Source organism: Devosia sp., from assembly GCF_965229025.1.
In the GTDB taxonomy this organism is placed as follows: domain Bacteria; phylum Pseudomonadota; class Alphaproteobacteria; order Rhizobiales; family Devosiaceae; genus Devosia_A.
On sequence record NZ_OZ245853.1, the window covers coordinates 3,479,762 to 3,496,953 of the forward strand.

Annotated in this window: 20 protein-coding genes; 8 read left to right on the forward strand and 12 right to left on the reverse strand. The window is 62.4% G+C overall.

Annotated elements, in window-relative coordinates:
* From ACO06J_RS16900 to ccmA, 5 genes are read right to left on the reverse strand one after another with little or no spacing between them, the layout of a single operon-like run.
* On the reverse strand, positions 1-555 hold the full coding sequence (locus tag ACO06J_RS16900) for a DsbE family thiol:disulfide interchange protein (protein WP_421761883.1): 555 nt from the start codon (positions 553-555) through the stop codon (positions 1-3).
* Positions 552-725: a heme exporter protein CcmD gene (locus tag ACO06J_RS16905; protein ID WP_421761884.1), complete on the reverse strand. Its 174-nt coding sequence runs from the start codon at positions 723-725 to the stop codon at positions 552-554. The genes ACO06J_RS16900 and ACO06J_RS16905 overlap by 4 nt, the downstream gene beginning before the upstream one ends.
* Entirely contained in the window at positions 722-1,486 is a 765-nt protein-coding gene (locus tag ACO06J_RS16910; protein WP_421761885.1) for a heme ABC transporter permease, read from the reverse strand. Before ACO06J_RS16910 ends, ACO06J_RS16905 begins: the two co-directional genes overlap by 4 nt.
* An 11-nt stretch (positions 1,487-1,497) precedes the next feature.
* On the reverse strand, positions 1,498-2,151 hold the full coding sequence (ccmB, locus tag ACO06J_RS16915) for a heme exporter protein CcmB (protein WP_421761886.1): 654 nt from the start codon (positions 2,149-2,151) through the stop codon (positions 1,498-1,500).
* Entirely contained in the window at positions 2,148-2,801 is a 654-nt protein-coding gene (ccmA, locus tag ACO06J_RS16920; protein ID WP_421761887.1) for a heme ABC exporter ATP-binding protein CcmA, read from the reverse strand. The genes ccmB and ccmA overlap by 4 nt, the downstream gene beginning before the upstream one ends.
* Positions 2,802-3,001: 200 nt before the next feature.
* Between ccmA and acnA the strand changes: the two genes are divergently transcribed.
* The 3 genes from acnA (at position 3,002) to ACO06J_RS16935 (ending at position 7,213) form a co-directional block, all read left to right on the forward strand.
* Entirely contained in the window at positions 3,002-5,692 is a 2,691-nt protein-coding gene (gene acnA / locus ACO06J_RS16925) for an aconitate hydratase AcnA (RefSeq protein ID WP_421761888.1), read from the forward strand.
* A 118-nt stretch (positions 5,693-5,810) separates the two neighbouring features.
* Complete coding sequence (locus ACO06J_RS16930; protein ID WP_421761889.1) at positions 5,811-6,542, forward strand: DUF1223 domain-containing protein; 732 nt, start codon at positions 5,811-5,813, stop codon at positions 6,540-6,542.
* 284 nt (positions 6,543-6,826) lie between these two features.
* Positions 6,827-7,213: a DUF2794 domain-containing protein gene (locus ACO06J_RS16935; RefSeq protein ID WP_421761890.1), complete on the forward strand. Its 387-nt coding sequence runs from the start codon at positions 6,827-6,829 to the stop codon at positions 7,211-7,213.
* Here the strand turns inward: ACO06J_RS16935 and ACO06J_RS16940 are convergent, their stop codons facing one another.
* The 3 genes from ACO06J_RS16940 to ACO06J_RS16950 form a co-directional block, all read right to left on the reverse strand.
* Complete coding sequence (locus ACO06J_RS16940) at positions 7,214-7,720, reverse strand: BrnA antitoxin family protein (RefSeq protein WP_421761891.1); 507 nt, start codon at positions 7,718-7,720, stop codon at positions 7,214-7,216. It abuts the gene before it with no gap.
* Positions 7,623-8,120, reverse strand: a complete 498-nt coding sequence (locus ACO06J_RS16945) for a GNAT family N-acetyltransferase (protein ID WP_421761892.1) — start codon at positions 8,118-8,120, stop codon at positions 7,623-7,625. Before ACO06J_RS16945 ends, ACO06J_RS16940 begins: the two co-directional genes overlap by 98 nt.
* 84 nt (positions 8,121-8,204) lie before the next feature.
* Positions 8,205-8,948, reverse strand: a complete 744-nt coding sequence (locus tag ACO06J_RS16950; RefSeq protein WP_421761893.1) for a Bax inhibitor-1/YccA family protein — start codon at positions 8,946-8,948, stop codon at positions 8,205-8,207.
* 295 nt (positions 8,949-9,243) lie between these two features.
* Between ACO06J_RS16950 and thpR the strand changes: the two genes are divergently transcribed.
* From thpR to rlmN, 4 genes are all read left to right on the forward strand, one after another.
* Positions 9,244-9,783, forward strand: coding sequence for an RNA 2',3'-cyclic phosphodiesterase (gene thpR, locus ACO06J_RS16955; RefSeq protein WP_421761894.1), 540 nt, complete (start codon positions 9,244-9,246; stop codon positions 9,781-9,783).
* Between the two features lie 217 nt (positions 9,784-10,000).
* Complete coding sequence (locus ACO06J_RS16960; protein WP_421761895.1) at positions 10,001-10,540, forward strand: invasion associated locus B family protein; 540 nt, start codon at positions 10,001-10,003, stop codon at positions 10,538-10,540.
* A gap of 81 nt (positions 10,541-10,621) precedes the next feature.
* Positions 10,622-11,134, forward strand: coding sequence for a hypothetical protein (locus ACO06J_RS16965; RefSeq protein WP_421761896.1), 513 nt, complete (start codon positions 10,622-10,624; stop codon positions 11,132-11,134).
* 90 nt (positions 11,135-11,224) lie between these two features.
* Positions 11,225-12,454, forward strand: coding sequence for a 23S rRNA (adenine(2503)-C(2))-methyltransferase RlmN (gene rlmN, locus ACO06J_RS16970; RefSeq protein ID WP_421761897.1), 1,230 nt, complete (start codon positions 11,225-11,227; stop codon positions 12,452-12,454).
* Here the strand turns inward: rlmN and ACO06J_RS16975 are convergent.
* Genes ACO06J_RS16975 through ACO06J_RS16990 form a run of 4 tightly spaced genes read right to left on the reverse strand, consistent with a single transcriptional unit; the run spans position 12,451 to position 15,669 of the window.
* Complete coding sequence (locus ACO06J_RS16975; protein ID WP_421761898.1) at positions 12,451-13,638, reverse strand: MFS transporter; 1,188 nt, start codon at positions 13,636-13,638, stop codon at positions 12,451-12,453. The genes rlmN and ACO06J_RS16975 overlap by 4 nt on opposite strands.
* A gap of 35 nt (positions 13,639-13,673) precedes the next feature.
* On the reverse strand, positions 13,674-14,522 hold the full coding sequence (locus ACO06J_RS16980) for a 23S rRNA (adenine(2030)-N(6))-methyltransferase RlmJ (RefSeq protein ID WP_421761899.1): 849 nt from the start codon (positions 14,520-14,522) through the stop codon (positions 13,674-13,676).
* Positions 14,522-15,169, reverse strand: coding sequence for a LysE family translocator (locus ACO06J_RS16985; protein WP_421761900.1), 648 nt, complete (start codon positions 15,167-15,169; stop codon positions 14,522-14,524). Before ACO06J_RS16985 ends, ACO06J_RS16980 begins: the two co-directional genes overlap by 1 nt.
* Positions 15,170-15,201: 32 nt before the next feature.
* Positions 15,202-15,669: an Lrp/AsnC family transcriptional regulator gene (locus ACO06J_RS16990; RefSeq protein ID WP_421761901.1), complete on the reverse strand. Its 468-nt coding sequence runs from the start codon at positions 15,667-15,669 to the stop codon at positions 15,202-15,204.
* Positions 15,670-15,795: 126 nt separating this feature from the next.
* On the opposite strand from ACO06J_RS16990, the gene ACO06J_RS16995 reads away from it, so the two are divergent.
* Positions 15,796-17,025 carry an argininosuccinate synthase gene (locus ACO06J_RS16995; protein ID WP_421761902.1) on the forward strand — a complete coding sequence of 410 codons (1,230 nt, stop codon included), beginning with the start codon at positions 15,796-15,798 and terminating at the stop codon, positions 17,023-17,025.
* Positions 17,026-17,192 lie beyond the last annotated feature (167 nt).

The window sequence follows — 17,192 nt, forward strand, 5'->3', positions numbered from 1 at the left end:
TTAGCCCGCCTTGGCTTTCTCGATCGCCGGAAGGACTTCGTTTTTCAGCGAGTCCTCCGAGATCGGGCCGACATGCTTGAAGGTTATGACGCCCTTGGCGTTGACCACAAAGGTCTCCGGCACACCGTAGACGCCCCAGTCGATCGAAACGCGATTGGTCGGGTCCGCACCGATACGGTCGTAGGGATTGCCGAGTTCAGCGAGGAAAGCCGCCGCGTTCTCCGGCGCATCCTTCTGGTTAATCCCAAACAGGCGCACGCCACTTTCCGCCTTCAAGGCCTTCAGCAGCGGGTGCTCGTCCCGGCACGGAATGCACCAACTCGCAAAGACGTTGACCACGGTCACTTCGCCGGTGAGCGATGACGTGTCGAAGCCGTCCTTGCCGGTGCCCGCGACTGCAATCATGTCGAATTGCGGCGCCGGTTTGTTGATCAACACCGAGCGGATAAGGCTGGGGTCGCGGTCCATGTTGAGCGCGAAAACCGCCACCAGCCCACCAAGCAGGATCAGCGGGAGCAGCACCAAAGCGAGTCGAAGAAAACTGTTGCGGTTCAAGTCGGTGTCCCGGCGGAGCGGCGGCGAATGCCGGCTTTGTCGAGCGCCTCAAGCCGCGCCTTGACGCGCCGCGCGTCCCAGATCACGTAGCCGATCAGCGCCAAGGTCAGCACTACAACCCCGGCATAGCTCCAGGCGATGAATTCAAGATGCGTGCCGGCGCCGATCATGCATTGCCCCCGCTGAGGGCCGCCTGGCGGCTGAGGCTCTGGGCCCGGCGGCGGAGGATTTCGGTGCGGATACGGATGATGTGGAGCAAGGCGAACAGCAGGGTGAAGGCGAGGGTCATCACCAGCAGTGCCGTCAGCATCGAGGCCGGCATGTGCGGGCCCTGCGCCGTGAAGACGCTCGCCGGCTGATGTAGCGTGTTCCACCAGTCGACCGAGAACTTGATCACCGGGATATTGATTGCGCCCACCAGGGTAACGACGGCGATGATGCGCCCGGCCTTCAACTGATCGTCGAAAGCCCGCCACAGCGCAATGATCCCGAGATAGATCAGCAGCAGCACCAGGGTGGAGGTCATCCGGCCGTCCCATTCCCAGAATGTCCCCCAGGTCGGGCGACCCCAGAGCGAGCCGGTGTAGAGCGCCATGGCCGTAAAGACGGCCCCAAGGGGGGCTGCAGCCTTGTTGGCGACGTCTGCCAGTGGATGGCGCCAGATCAGCGTTCCGAGCGCTGCGGCCGACATCACGCCATAGACCAGTTGGCTCAGCCAGGCATTGGGCACGTGGATGTACATTACCCGCACCATGTCGCCCATCTGGTAGTCTTCGGGCGAGTTGAACAGCGCGAACCACAGGCCGACCGCAAAGCAGAGCGCAGTGGCAATCGCCAGCGGCAAAAGCAGCGGTCGCGTCCACACCAGAAACTGGCCGGGATGGGCCAGCCGGCTGAACCAGTTGGGCTTTGGCGCGGTGTCGACGGTCATGATGATCCGATCTATTCCCCGGCCGCGCGCAAGGCAAGCGCCGCTGCAAAGGGCGCAACGACGCAGGCAACAAGGCTGAAGGCGAAGAGCAGCAGCACGGCACTGCCGCCGACCAGCGCGTCGGTGCTGCCCACCCCGAAAATCATCACCGGTATGACGAGGGGCAGGATCAGCACCGGAGCGATCAGCCCGCCGCGTCGCAACCCCACGGTTACCGCCGCGCCGATGCCGCCAAAGGCGGTCAGTGCCGGTGTGCCACAGGCGAGCGCCAGTACCGTCAGCCCCCACTGATCGGCCCGCATCGAGAGCAGCAGCGCGAGGATTGGCGTGGCGATGATCAGTGGGATCGCCGTCACCAGCCAGTGAGCAATCAATTTTGCGGCAACGACAGCTTCCAGCGGCAGCACCGAGTGCCGCATCAGGGTGAGCGAGCCATCGTCGTCATCGGTGCGGAACAGCCGGTCGAGCCCCAGCAGCATCGACAGAAAGGCGGCGATCCAGACGATGCCTGGTGCCAGCCGCATCAATTGCGGACGATCGGGGCCGATGGCGAAGGGGACGATCACCCCGACCATCACAAAGAACAGCACCAACGTCAGCGCCTCGCCCCCGGCCCGGAACGACAGACGCAGATCGCGCAGGATCAGGGCGCGGAACGCACTCACCGGGCGCCTCCCAGCGTCAGGGTCTCAATGCCCGAGCGATTGGCAAGCGATAGGTCGTGGTGCGTGGCGATCACGACAATGCCGCCTTGTTCGCGATGTCGGTCGATCAGCCGCCCAAGCAACGCCTCACCCTCCGCATCGAGCGTCGCAGTTGGCTCATCTAGCAGCCAGATTTTACGGTGTGACGCGACGAGCCGCGCCAACGCTAGCCGGCGGTTCTGGCCGGACGACAGGTAGCCTGCCTCAAGCTCGGCCAGACCTGCGATGCCGAGTTCCTGCAGCGCATGGTGCACTGAAAGCCCGGTTGGGCCGTACATCTCACGCCAGAAGCTGAGGTTTTCGAGGACCGTGAGCCTGGACTTGATGCCCGACTGATAGCTGAGGAGATGGAGTTCGGTGGCGCGCTCTGCCGGACGGCCATCGATCTCGTAGACGACGTCCCCGAGGTCCGGGCGCACGATCCCGGCCAGCGCCAGCAGCAGTGTCGATTTGCCGGCGCCGTTAGCACCTCGCAACAGCAGCACACCACCCGCTGCTACTGCAAAATTCAGCCCATCGAACAGCAGGCGCTCGCCGCGCAACACCGTCAGGCTGCGGGCGATCAGGGAGGTCGGCGCAGCGGTGCTGGATTCAGGCTCGGGCAAGGTCATGACAGAGATGGCTTAATCGAGGCCAGAAGCCCATTCAACCCAAGTCCGCACTGGCAAGGGTGAACTTGTTTCTCTATAAGCCTCGCTAGATTGGAATTCTTCCAACCAGTCGATCTTGCCCCCCGGTCCAGCGGGACTTTTCCGGTTCCGCATCAGGGCCGAGGCGGCGCCTTGCAACACCAGCGCGTGAAGGCGGCACCGTGACCTCCAAATCCCTCGACAGCTTCAAGTCCAGAACAACCATCAGTGTCGGGGGGAAGACGTACAGCTACTTCTCCATCCCGCTGGCTGAAAAGAATGGTCTCAAGGGCGCCTCGACGCTCCCCCATTCGATGAAGGTGGTGCTGGAAAACCTGCTGCGCTTTGAAGATGGCATTACCGTCACCAAGGCCGATATCGAGGCGATTGTCGCCTGGCTGGGCACCCGCACCTCCGAGCACGAGATTTCATACCGCCCGGCGCGCGTCCTGATGCAGGACTTCACCGGCGTTCCCGCTGTGGTCGACCTCGCGGCGATGCGCGATGCTACCGCCAAGCTTGGCGCTGATCCGCAAAAGATCAATCCGCTGGTCCCCGTCGATCTCGTCATCGATCACTCGGTGATGGTCGACAATTTCGGCACTGCCCAGTCGTTCCACCAGAACGTCGATCTCGAATATGAGCGCAACGGCGAACGCTACGAGTTCCTGCGCTGGGGGCAGAAAGCCTTCGCCAACTTCCGCGTGGTGCCGCCCGGCACCGGCATCTGCCATCAGGTCAATCTCGAATATCTGGCGCAGACCGTCTGGACCCGCGTCGATGAAGTCACCGGCGAAACCTACGCCTACCCCGATACACTGGTCGGCACCGACAGCCACACCACCATGGTCAATGGCCTTGCCGTACTCGGCTGGGGCGTCGGCGGCATCGAGGCCGAGGCTGCTATGCTTGGCCAGCCGATCACCATGCTGATCCCCGAAGTGGTGGGCTTCAGGCTGACCGGCAAGATCAACGAAGGCATCACCGCGACCGACCTGGTGCTCACCGTCACCGAAATGCTGCGCAAGAAAGGCGTGGTCGGCAAGTTCGTCGAATTCTACGGCCCCGGCCTCGACTATTTGAGCCTCGAAGACCAGGCGACGATTGCCAACATGGCTCCTGAGTACGGCGCCACCTGCGGCTTCTTCCCGGTCGATAGCGATACGCTCAACTATCTCACCACCTCCGGTCGCGATCCGGAGCGCGTGGCGCTGGTGAAGGCCTATTCCGAGGCTCAGGGCATGTTCCGCACCACCGCTTCGGCCGATCCGGTGTTCACCGATACGCTGGAGCTCGACCTGACAACGGTCGTTCCATCGCTCTCTGGTCCCAAGCGCCCGCAGGATCGCGTGTCGCTCACAGACGCTGCGCCCAAATTTGCCGAAGCGCTCAAGGATCTCACTGCCGGCGGCAAGCCGCGCGGCACAGATTTCCCGGTTCGCGGCGAGAATTTTCAGCTCGCCGATGGCCACGTGGTGATCGCAGCGATCACCTCGTGCACCAACACCTCGAACCCTAACGTCCTGATCGCAGCGGGTCTTCTCGCACGCAAGGCGCGCGCCAAGGGCCTCAAGTCCCAGCCCTGGGTCAAGACCTCGCTCGCCCCCGGCTCGCAGGTGGTGACCGACTATCTTGATGCGGCAGGCCTCACTGCCGACCTGGATGCACTGGGGTTCAACCTCGTCGGCTATGGTTGCACGACCTGCATCGGCAATTCTGGCCCGCTGCCGGAAGCCATCTCTGAGACCATCAATGCCAACGATCTGGTGGCGGCCTCGGTGCTTTCGGGCAATCGCAACTTCGAAGGCCGGGTGAACCCGGACGTGCGCGCCAACTACCTCGCCTCGCCGCCCCTGGTCGTCGCCTACGCGCTCGCTGGCTCCATGCACAAGAATATCACCACGGAGCCGCTGGGCACCGGGTCGGATGGCAAGCCGGTCTACCTCAAGGATATCTGGCCCTCTAACCACGAGATCGCCGAGATCGTCCGCACCGTCATCACCCCGCAGATGTTCCTCGGGCGTTACTCCGATGTGTTCAAGGGCGACGAGAACTGGCAGGGCATTGCCGTCGATGGCGGCGAAACCTACCGGTGGAATTCGTCCTCCACATACGTCCAGAACCCGCCCTATTTCGAGGGGCTGAAGATGGAGCCCGAGGCGGTCACCGATATCCACAACGCCCGCGTCCTGAGCCTTTTCCTCGACTCGATCACCACCGACCACATCTCGCCTGCCGGCTCATTCAAGGCTGGTACGCCGGCCGGCAAGTACCTGGTCGAGCGGCAGGTGGCGCCCAAGGATTTCAACTCCTATGGCGCCCGCCGCGGCAATCACGAAGTGATGATGCGCGGCACCTTCGCCAATATCCGCATCAAGAACCAGATGGTGCCGGGTGTCGAAGGCGGCTTCAGCAAGGGCCCAAGCGGCGAGATCATGCCGATGTATGATGCGGCCATGGCCTACCAGCAGGCCAACACCCCGCTGGTGGTCTTTGCCGGCAAGGAATATGGCACCGGTTCCTCGCGTGACTGGGCGGCCAAGGGCACGCGGCTGCTTGGTGTTCGTGCGGTAATTGCGCAGAGCTTCGAGCGCATCCACCGCTCCAACCTCATCGGCATGGGCGTGCTGCCGCTGCAGTTCGCCGATGGCCAGAGCTGGCAGACCCTGGCTCTCGATGGGTCGGAAACCGTCTCGATCGAAGGCCTCACGACGCTCACGCCGCGCTCGACCGTCACGGTCAAGATCGTGCGGGCCGATGGCCGGGTGGAGCAGGTCGAAACCCGCTGCCGCATCGATACGATCAACGAGCTCGAATATTACCAGAACGGCGGCATCCTGCACTACGTGCTGCGCAACCTGGTCGCTGCCTGACCTTCATTCCCCCGCCATCCCGGGCTCGCGTCCGGGGTGGCGTTTCGTGTTAACTCGATCACGCTATATCGCGGCGATTTGACTCGCCCCCGCCCATCCACGTGCCTAAAACGTTGGCATGAACTTTCGTCGATATTTCGCCGTCATTGCCGCCTCGCTCGCCATCGCCTCTCCCGCTGCTGCCGGAGACCTCAGGCTGGGCGCCAAGGCTGTTATCGAGCTTTTCACCAGCCAGGGTTGTTCGTCCTGTCCCAAGGCTGACGCGATGTTCGACGCACTCGCCAAGCGCCGGGACGTCGTGGCCCTCGCCTACCATGTCGACTATTGGGACTATATCGGCTGGGCCGACACGTTTGGCGCCAAGGCGAATTCGGATCTCCAGCGCGACTATGCCGACAGCTGGGGTTCGTCGCGCATTTTCACGCCACAACTGGTGGTAAATGGTGCTGGTAGCGTCGTCGGTTCACGCGAGGACGAGGTCAAGACGGCTCTCGCCAGCGCGACGCTGCCGCTTGAAGTGGGCCTCACCACCACCAGTGACGATATGCTCGATGTTGCCGTCGCGCCCAAGGCCGGCCTCGATGACGCGGTGGTTTGGCTCGTAACCTTCATTGATCGCGCCAACGTCGCCATCGAGCGGGGCGAGAACGAAGGCAAAGAGGTGACCTACTCCCAGATCGTCACCGGACGTCAGGTGCTGGGAATGTGGGAGCCCGGCACCGGCGCGCATCTGAAGCTCCCGCTGTCCGAAGTGCTGACTGGCAATTCCAATGGTGCGGTCATCCTCGTTCAGGAAGAGCGCAACGGCCTGCCCGGCCCGATCCTCGGTGCCTCAAGCTTTACCCGTTAGCTTCTCCCTCGACCAAGAAAAAACTCTCGCCTGTGACGCGGGCGAGAGTTTGAATGACTGTGCATGAAAGGGCGGCCGGCAACCGAACATCATGGTTTGGGGGCTCGGTCAGCCCGGTTGCCGGCCACTGGAGGCAACATCCAAAAGCTAGGCAGCCAATCTGGCGGGTTCAGGGAAGCAATGTGACCGAAATGGGATTTGTTGCGACTTCTGAGTAACTGCACTTCAGCTTGCCAAGCCCGGCAAATCCCGCAATCATGACACTCAGGTGACGGGGAAGGGGAATGGCGGAAGACAGCGAGCGCGGCGAGGCAGGGCGCCTTATCGACTTCGTCGGTGGGAGCCAGACCGGCTTCAACAACCGCCCGAACCGGATTCTTCCGGTGGTCAGCTTCGACCGCCATGAGCTCACGACCATTCTCAATCTCTATGGCCGCAAGGTCGCCGATGGCGAGTGGCGTGACTACGCCATGGACTTTCTCAAGGATCGGGCGCTGTTCTCGATCTACAAGCGCAGCTCCGAGCGGCCGCTCTATGTGGTTGAAAAGAACCCCAGGCTCCGCAACAAGCAGGGCCAGTACATGGTGCTGAGCCAGGACGGCCGCATCCTGAAGCGCGGCCACGAACTGGCGACGGTGTTGCGCGTGCTGGAACTGGCGTTGGTGAAGTAATCAGGCGGAGTTCTTCGCTGCTCTTGCCAGCACTTCTCCCATGCGTGTCTGCCAGCCAGGGCCGGAGGACTTGTAGAAATCCAGCACGTCCGGATCGAGCCGCATGGTCACAGGTACCTTGGTCCGCCCAGACTTCGGCCGTCCCATCGGTTTCGGCATCGGAATGCCGCGCTCGGCGAAAAACTCGGAGGCCGGACGAAGCCGCTTGATCTCTTCGGGGGTGAGCGGCGCGACGGGATCGTAGTCATCCGGCGGCGGCTGAAGCTTTCGATGCGAATGGCATTGAGGACGTACCCCGCCAGCCGCCCAAGGTCCGCAACCAGATCGCCGGTCGGCTCCGCCTTGCTGGGAACTGCCGATTGTGCTCCTTCTGGCACGACCGCGCCCGGAGGATAAATGGTGTAGCCGCTCATAGCGCCATCTGCATATGGACGATGTCGAGCCAGCGGTCGAACTTGAAGCCCAGGGCATCGTATTTGCCGATATATCGGAACCCGGCCTTTTCATGCAGCCGGATGGAGTTGGCGCGTTCGGCGGTGATCACCGCCAGCATCTGCTTGAAGCCGGCGGTGCGGCTCTCTTCGATCAGTTTGGCGAGGAGGGCCGAGCCGATGCCTTTGCCGACCGCATCGGGGCCTAGATAAATCGAATCCTCGCAAGTGAAGCGGTACGCGGCGCGGGGGCGGTAGAAGGATGCGTAAGCGTAGCCCAGCACCTTGTCGCCTTCAGTCGCGATGATCACTGGGTGGCCGAGATCCAGCATCTTGCCGAAGCGGTCCGCCATCGTGGCCTCGCTCGGCGCTTCGGTCTCGAAGGTGATCACCGTCTCATCGACATAGTGCCGATAGATGGCGGTGATCGCGGGCACGTCAGACCAGGCGAATTTGCGAAACGTGATCTCGGGCATGTGCTGCTCAACAAAACAAAAGGGTCGCAATCTTGATAGACCGCGACCCCCAAAAGTTCCAATCAGACTTGCTGATTGCGGAAATCAGTTCCGCTGGTTGCCGAACAGGCGGAGCAGCATCATGAACAGGTTGATGAAGTCGAGGTAGAGCGACAGAGCACCCATGATGGCGCCCTTGGCGAGCAGCTCGGCACCGTGCGCCTCGTTGTAGCTTTCCTTGATCTTCTGGGTATCCCAGGCGGTGAGGCCGACGAACACCAGAACGCCCACGATCGAGATGGCGAAGCTCAGGCCATCAGACTGCAGGAAGAGGTTCACCAGCGAGGCGATGACGATACCGATCAGGCCCATGATCAGGAACGAACCGATCTGGGTTAGGTCGCGCTTGGTGGTGTAGCCGTAAAGGCTCATCGCGCCGAAGGTGCCGGCGGTGATGAAGAACACCTTGGCGATCGAGCCGCCGGTATAGACGGCGAAGATCGACGAGAGCGACAGGCCCATCACAGCGGCAAACGCCCAGAACAGCAATTGCGCTGTGCTTGTCGAAAGCTTCTGGATCCCAAAGCTCAGCACCAGGACGAAGGCGAGCGGGGCAAGCATCACGACCCACTTGAGCGGGCTCAGGTAGATCGCCTGGCCAAAACCAGTCAGCTGGCCGGACCCATCGAACGCCATTGCGAAGGCGCCGTAGGCAACGATGCCGGTGACCACGAGGCCAACGGTCATGTAGTTATAGACCTTCAGCATATAGCTGCGCAGGCCCTGATCGATCACGGCGGCGGTTCCGGCCCGCGCACCGGCGATAGTCGGTCGGTCGAATTCAGCCATGGTCAAATCCCTTTCCTGGCAAAACACAGCTCGCCGGGACCTGACGGTCCCTCCCCTGAACGAGCGCTTGGGTCATAATATGAGGGCTCGTAAAGCTGAATACAAGGGAAGCCTTTGTCGCGGCTGCCCCGCTAATCTTGTAGCAGTTCAAGGGCTTAATCGGGGTCCTTCGATCAGGCGGTGCAACTTGACGCAATTGCGACAGAGGCAATCCTTGCGGCGCAGACTCTGCGCCGCTACCGTCAGGCTACGTGCTTCACGAATCACGTTGTTTTGGCGTCGAGAGGAGGGTGGTGTGCCCAGACTCTTTACCGGCATCGAAGTCCCCGCTTCGGTTGGTCTGGCCCTTTCGCTCAAGCGTGGCGGCCTGTTCGGCGCACGCTGGATCGATACAGAGAACTATCACATTACCTTGAGATTTATCGGCGACGTCGATTTCCAGGTCGCACATGAAGTGGCGGATGGGCTCAACCGGCTCGCCAATTCCGAGGCCTTCACCCTCAAGCTCAATCATCTGGCGAGTTTCGGCGGCGACAAGCCGCGGGCCCTCTATGCGGGGGTGGAAAACAATGCGGCCCTGCTTCGCCTGCAGGCCGGGCACGAGCGGGTATTGCAGCGGCTAGGTCTGACGCCGGAAGGACGCAAGTTCGTGCCGCACGTCGCCCTGGCAAGGCTTCGGGGCACTTCAGCAGGAGAAATGGCAGAGTTTCTGGCCTTTTCCGGCCGGTTTCAGCCGCTGGAGTTTCCAGTGGGCCGGTTCGTGCTGTTCTCCAGCAAGGACTCGGTGGGCGGGGGGCCCTACCTCGTCGAACACTCCTATCCGCTCGCCGCCTAACGGCCGGGTCGGGCGCGCCAGCTTAACGATTCCTTTACCAAGCAGGGTCAAACAGAATCCACGGCGCTTGGCGGCGTCAAATTGCCGACACGATTGCCACTAAAGGTCTCGACTTAAATCAAATGCTCCTTCGGTTTGAGGTCTTGGTAACCATGCGGTGTCAGGATACCAGAGCGTCGCGGCCGATGGCGCAATCACGGACAAGGATGTTCGGGCAATGACATCAAAACGACTGGGACTAGCTTTTCTCCTTACAGGAGGCCTGCTTGCTGCATCACTGGCGCAGCCAGCGGCGGCTCAGGACATCAAACAGTTGGGAACCTTCAAGACCTGGACGGCCTGGACCGGCGCCGATGCCAATGGCGCCATGTGCTATATCTCGGCACAGCCCGATGACTGGTCTCCGAAGGAAGTTGGCGGCAAGCCGGTCAACCGCAGCCCGATCCACTTCCTCGTGATCAACCGCAAGGGGCTGGGCACCAAGAACGAAGTGCAGACGCTGGTCGGCTATCCGTTCAACCCGACCGCCGCAAATGTCTCGGCGACCATCGATGGCAAGACCTTCCCGATGGTCACTGAAGGTGAGGCGGCCTGGCTCGCTGTCGAAGCCGACGAGCCGGCATTTGTCGAAGCGATGAAGGCGGGCACCAAGCTGGTGGTCAAGGGCACGTCGCAAAAGGGCAATAACATGTCCGATAACTACAGCCTTGCCGGGGTGACTGCTGCTCTGGGCGAAATCAACAAGGCCTGCAGCTGATCGCTGCTCCAGCGCGGTTCGGACGATTGGACGGGTCGCGCCCCGCCTGCTAGGTAGCAGGCGACAAATGAGGCCGAATCCATGATCTCCAAAGCTGCCGGCGCCATAGCCTTTGCTGCCGTCATTGCGCTCGCTGCGCCAGCGGAGGCACAGGCGGTCAAGCTCCTGGGCCAGTATCGCGATTGGTCCGCCTATACGGCGACCGAGGCGACCGGTCCGGTATGTTTCGCGCTGACACGGTCCACCAATGTGGCCCCCAGCCCAGATGGGTTCACCGAGGCGTATCTCTACCTCACGCACCGCCCGTCTGAGGGCGTCCGCAACGAGCTGAACATCGTGGCCGGGTTCACCTTCGCACAGGACCAGCCAGCGACGGCCACCGTCGACGGGCAGAGCTTTGAGCTGTTCACGGAAAAGGATGCGGCCTGGCTGCTCAACCCGAGCGAGAATAACAATCTGGCGGGCGCGATGCGGGCAGGGTCCAGCGTCGTGGTCGAGGGCACCAGCGACGCCGGCATCCGGATCACCGAGACGTTCTCGCTGTCGGGCGCAACTGCCGCTTCCAAGGCCGTCGAGAGCAGCTGCGCCAGCTAAGCACGCGTTCACCGTTTCGGGGGCTGCTTTGCGCGTCTGGCGCTATTATGTTATGCGCGCGCTTGACGCCGCAGAAAGCCCTGACCGCCGATGAGCATCGCCCTCGATCTCGACCACCACGCCCATCCTGACCGCCCCAAGCTGGGGCGTGCGTCGCTTGTCGGGCTGATGAAGCCCGAACTCAAGGACGCCCTGATGGGCATCGGGCTCAACGAGCGCGAAGCCAAGATGCGCGCCAGCCAGTTGTGGAACTGGATCTATCACAACGGCGTCACCGATTTCGAGCGGATGACCAATATCCAGAAGGGCTTCCGCCAGACGCTGGCCGACACCTTCGTGCTGGATCGCCCGGAAATTGTCTCCGAGCAGATTTCCATCGATGGCACGCGCAAGTGGCTGTTCCGCTTCCGCGATCCCAAGACGCCCTTGATGCCACCGGTCGAGGTGGAAACGGTCTACATCCCGGAAGAAGATCGCGGCACGCTCTGCGTCTCCTCGCAGGTCGGCTGCACGCTCACCTGCACATTTTGCCACACCGGCACGCAGAAGCTGGTTCGCAATCTCACGGCGGGCGAAATCCTCGGCCAGATCCTGATGGCGCGCGAGCGGCTGGGGGATTTTCCTGGCGGTGTCCGTCCCGATGATGGCGGGCTCGTGCCGGCGCCGCGCGGTTCGGGTGGGTCCGAGGGCGACAGCCGTGCCATCACCAATGTGGTGATGATGGGCATGGGGGAGCCGCTCTACAATTACGACAACGTCAAGCAGGCGCTGCTGATCGCCTCCGATGAGGCCGGCATTTCGCTCTCGAAGCGCCGCATCACGCTCTCCACCTCCGGCGTGGTCCCTCACATCGAGCCCACCGGCCGCGAGATCGGGGTCATGCTGGCGATTTCGCTCCATGCCGTGCGCGATGACCTGCGTGACCTGCTGGTGCCGATCAACAAGAAGTATCCGCTCAAGGACCTGATCCAGGCCTGCCGCGACTATCCGGGCCTATCCAACGCGCGCCGCATCACGTTCGAATATGTAATGCTGCGCGACATCAACGATTCCGATGCCGATGCAAGGGAACTGGTGCGCCTTCTCGCCGGCATTCCCGCCAAGATCAACCTGATCCCGTTCAACCCCTGGCCGGGGTCGAACTACGAGTGCTCGACCTCGTCGCGGATCGAGCAGTTCGCCGATATCGTCAACCGCGCCGGCTACGCCTCGCCGGTCCGCACTCCGCGCGGCCGCGACATCTTCGCCGCCTGCGGCCAACTCAAGAGCGCGTCGGAGCGCCTGAGCAAGAAGGAGCGCGACGCGCTCACATCTGCCTAGCCGGAGATGCGCCGGCGCTTGCCTGGCCGCCCCAGCGCAATCGCCGCGGCGGCCACGAGGCTCAGCACCACCGACACGTCAAAGATCGACCAGAAGCCGAAGGCACCCGCCCACAGACCGGAGCCCAGTCCCGAGAGCAGCGCACCGGTGCTCATGGTGTTGCTGAACAGCGCGGCTGCAGCGCCCGGCCGGCCCGGCAGCAGCTCCTGGATATAGGCCATGCCGAGGATGGAAATGATGGCGATGGCCACGGCGCGCAGCACCTGCGCGAAATAGAGCGCAGCGAGCGTGGGCAGAACCAGCGGTGCCGCGAAGTACAGCGCGAAGATCACGAAGCCGGCGATCAGCAGGCCGTGGCTCACCCGCGCCATCGGACGCACGATGAATATGCCCATGACCAAAACCTCCAGCGCAGCGCACAGGCTGAACAGCAGCCCGACGTCAGTGGCCGTCCCGAGTTCGCGCACCACCACCACCGCCATGGCCGTCGATCCCATGAACATCGTGGTGTGAAACAGCGTGAGGGCCAGCGCCGCAGGTGCCGCAAGCCGCGCAACGCCGAAGTCAAGCTCGCGACGTTCCCCGATCGCGGCAGGCACCACGTCCAGCCGGGTCAGCAGCACGGTCGCCAGCCCGATCAGCGCCAGCGCCGCAGCGCCCAGATAAACTGCAGTGAACGACCCGAACGCAACAAGCACCGCCCCGATGGCAGGTCCGATCGCCCAGCCCAGGGAGGTCAGCAGCCGCATCGCCGCCATGCCGCGCGATGAGGTTGTTTCGTCGGTGCGGTCGAGTTGCGCTTTTGCAATGGCGAAGAGCAAGGCAAAGCTGGCGCTGCCGACGCCGAGCAGCGTGACGCCGACGACGATCAGCATCCACGGCGCGGTCACAAAGCCAGCCAGCGCATAGCCTGCGATCTTGGCCAGCATCGTCGCATAGAGCGGCCACCGCCCGGGCTTGCGGTCATAAAGGCCGCCAAGAAAAGTCGTTCCGACAATCCCTGCCGTTGCCGACAGCATGAGAAAGGCGGTGAGCTCCAGCGGGCTCATCCCGACCTTTTCGATGGCGAGCAGAGCGGTGTAGCTACCCGCCACCGCCTCGGCGAGCACTGCGAGCAACAGGGCAACCATTGTCGGCGCGAGGGAGGGCACCTTGAACAGTGCGAGGCTTGAACGGAATGACACGACAAATAACCTGAAATACGAAGTGTAAGTGCCGTCTACTCGCCCTTGATCCATTCGATCTTGTGACGGCCGGCGCCGGTGTCGCCCAGAAGACTCGCGAGCGCCGGCATGATGGCACGGAGTTCATCTTCCAGCACAAACGGCGGGTTGACGAGGATCAGGCCCGAGCCGTGAAGCCGCGGTGGGTTCGAGGCGGGCCGCACGCTGAGCTCGACGCGCAGCATGCGCGGGATGCCCGTCGCTTCCATCCCCGAAATGAAGTCGTGCACCGCGCGCGTGTCCTTGAGCGGATACCAGAGCGCGTAGATGCCCGTGGGGAACTTCTTGTGCGCCTTCACCAGGCCATCGATGAGCCGGTCGAACTCGCCCAGTTCCTCGAACGGCGGATCGACGAGGATCAGCCCGCGCTTTTCCTTGGGTGGCAAATGGGCGTTGAGCGCCAGCCAGCCGTCGAGATGGATGACGCGAACCTGGAAATCGCCTTCGAAGAGCTTTGCCAGCCGGTCGGCATATTCGGGGTGGAGTTCCAGCGCCGATAGCCGGTCCTGCGGCCGCAGCAGGCGGCGGATCAGGAGCGGCGAGCCCGGATAGGTCGCGAGCTTTTCGCCCGGGCTTTCGCCCTTGATCACGTCGAGATAGGGCGCCACCAATGCGGTCGCCTTCTGCGGCAGACCTTTGGCGATGACCTTTCCGATGCCGTCAACCCACTCAGGCGAGCGCTTGGCGATCTCGCCGGTCAGGTCGTAGCGGCCGATCCCGGCATGGGTATCGATCACGCGGAACGCCGCGTCCTTCTTCTTCAGATACTCGATCAGCCGGGTGAGGATGATGTGCTTCATCACATCGGCGAAATTTCCGGCATGGAAGGCGTGTGAGTAGTTCATCAGTGTTTCGCCTGAGCTGCGAGGATGGTGACGGCGAAGGCGGTGAAGATGCCGGCAAAGCCCCAGTTCAGAGCGCGCTCCACCCATTTGGTCCGACGGAACGCAGCGGCCAGCCAATCGGCCGCAAACACCGTCAGCACCGCCAGCGGGATCGACAGCACGATGAACTCAGCACCGAGGAAGAACAGCTTGCCGGTCGCCGCCGGGTCATGCGCATCGACGAATTGAGGCAGGAAGGTCACGAAGAACAGCACGACCTTGGGGTTGAGCAGGTTGATGCCGACCCCCGTCGCAAAGCTCTCTGCCAGCGTTGGTGTCCGCTTTGCGGCCTCGGCGATCCGCAGCCCACCGCCATGCACGATGGCGTTGTAAGCAAGCCATAGCAGGTAGAGCGCCCCGGCAATCTTCAGTGCCAGAAACGCCGCCGGTGCTGCAATGATCAGCACCGAAATGCCGAAGGCGACGAGGCACGTATGCACCAGGATGCCACTCATGGCACCCGCGGCACAGGCAAGCCCGTGCGCCCGCCCATAATTGATGGCCCGGCTGAGCTGCAGCGCCATATCCGGGCCGGGCGTGATGGCAAGGATCACTGTCGCGAGCGCAAAGGCGAGGAGAACTGGCAGGTCGGGGACAAAGGCGGGCATGGCGGGTTCCGGCTGGGCGTTACTCTGGCCCCTCACATGAGAGAGAGCTCGGAGCTTCGCTTGATGGTTTCCATCGGTACATCCGTCTTGACGCTCTGCACGCTGGGGATGCGCGTCAGGTGGTCAGACTGGAAGCGCCAATAGGCGTGCAGGTCTTCGGTCACCACTCGCATGATTGCGTCACACTCGCCAGTGGTGAGATAGCATTCAAGCACTTCGGGAAAGCCTCGCACCGTCTCGGCGAACTGCTGGGTGATGGCCGCATCCTGGGTCTTGAACCACACCCGCACAAACACCGTCAGCCCCAGCCCGACCTTGGCGCCATTGAGCACGGCGACATACTGGTCGATCACACCAGACTCCTCCAGGAGCTTTACCCGGCGCAGACATGGCGAGGGCGACAGACCCACTTCATTGGCCAGTTCGACATTGGAGATGCGCCCGTTACGCTGCAGCGCCATGAGGATACGGCGGTCGATGGCATCCAGGGTATCTGGCATGAGCTGCGTACCTATTGCTCCATATTGGCATATTGTGCCACACACTGCGCTTAGCTTGCGATAATCGCAAGATAGTTGCGCGGCGCTCGGTTTATCCTGTCGCTCTCATTTGTTGGAACGCATCCCATGGCAAAAGACATCAAGAAGATCGTCCTCTCCTATTCGGGTGGGCTCGATACCTCCATCATGCTGAAATGGCTGCAGGAGCACTACCAGGCCGAGATCATCACCTTCACCGCCGATCTGGGCCAGGGCGAAGAGCTTGAGCCGGCACGGAAGAAGGCCGAGATGTTCGGCATCAAGGACATCCGTATCGTCGACGTACGCGAGGAATTCGTGCGCGACTTCGTCTTCCCGATGTTCCGCGCCAACGCGCTCTATGAGGGCCAGTATCTGCTCGGCACCTCGATCGCCCGCCCGGTGATCGCCAAGCATCTCGTGGACATCGCTCGCGAAACCGGCGCCGACGCCATTGCGCATGGCGCCACCGGCAAGGGCAACGACCAGGTTCGGTTCGAGCTCACAGCTAACGCGCTGATGCCAGAACTCAAGGTCATCGCGCCCTGGCGCGAATGGGACCTGCGGTCGCGCACAGCGCTGTTGAGCTACGCCGAACAGCACCAGATCCCGATCGCCAAGGACAAGCGCGGCGAAGCGCCGTTCTCGGTCGACGCCAACCTCCTGCACACCTCGTCCGAAGGCATGGTGCTCGAAGATCCGGCCATCCCCGCTCCCGACTACGTCGCTCAGCGCACGACCGACCCCGAAAAGGCGCCCAATACGCCCGAGATCATCACCATCGGCTTTGAAAAGGGCGATCCGGTGTCGGTCAACGGTGTGGCGTTGTCGCCGGCGGCACTCTTGACCAAGCTCAACGAACTGGGCGGCAAGCATGGCGTCGGTCGGCTCGACCTCGTCGAGAACCGCTTCGTCGGCATGAAGAGCCGCGGGCTCTATGAGACACCCGGCGGTACGATCCTCCTTGCGGCGCATCGAGGCATCGAGTCGATTACGCTCGACCGTGGCCAGGCGCATCTCAAGGATGAGCTGATGCCGAAATATGCCGAGCTCATCTATAATGGCTTCTGGTATTCGCCCGAGCGCGAAATGCTGCAGGCGCTGATCGACAAGAGCCAGGAATTCGTGGCGGGTGAAGTCACCGTGAAGCTCTACAAGGGCTCGGCCAGCGTCATCGCGCGCAGTTCGGAAAACTCGCTCTACAACATGGATCTCGTCACCTTTGAAGAAGGCGCCGTGGCTTACGATCACCACGATGCCGAAGGCTTCATCCGGCTCAACGGGCTCAGGCTCAAGACCTATGCGGCGCGTCAGCTCAAGCTCAAAGGCAGGCTCTGACAATACGAATGGGGACGTAGCCCGACTTTTTCGAGTTACGTCCCTTTTCAGCTGATCACAAAAGCTGACGCATACTTCACATTTAATGGGCCGTTAACGCTGCGCGAATAGCCTCGCGGAACCCGCATTTGGGCTATCAGGACTGTCCGGCGTGACGGCGAAAACGA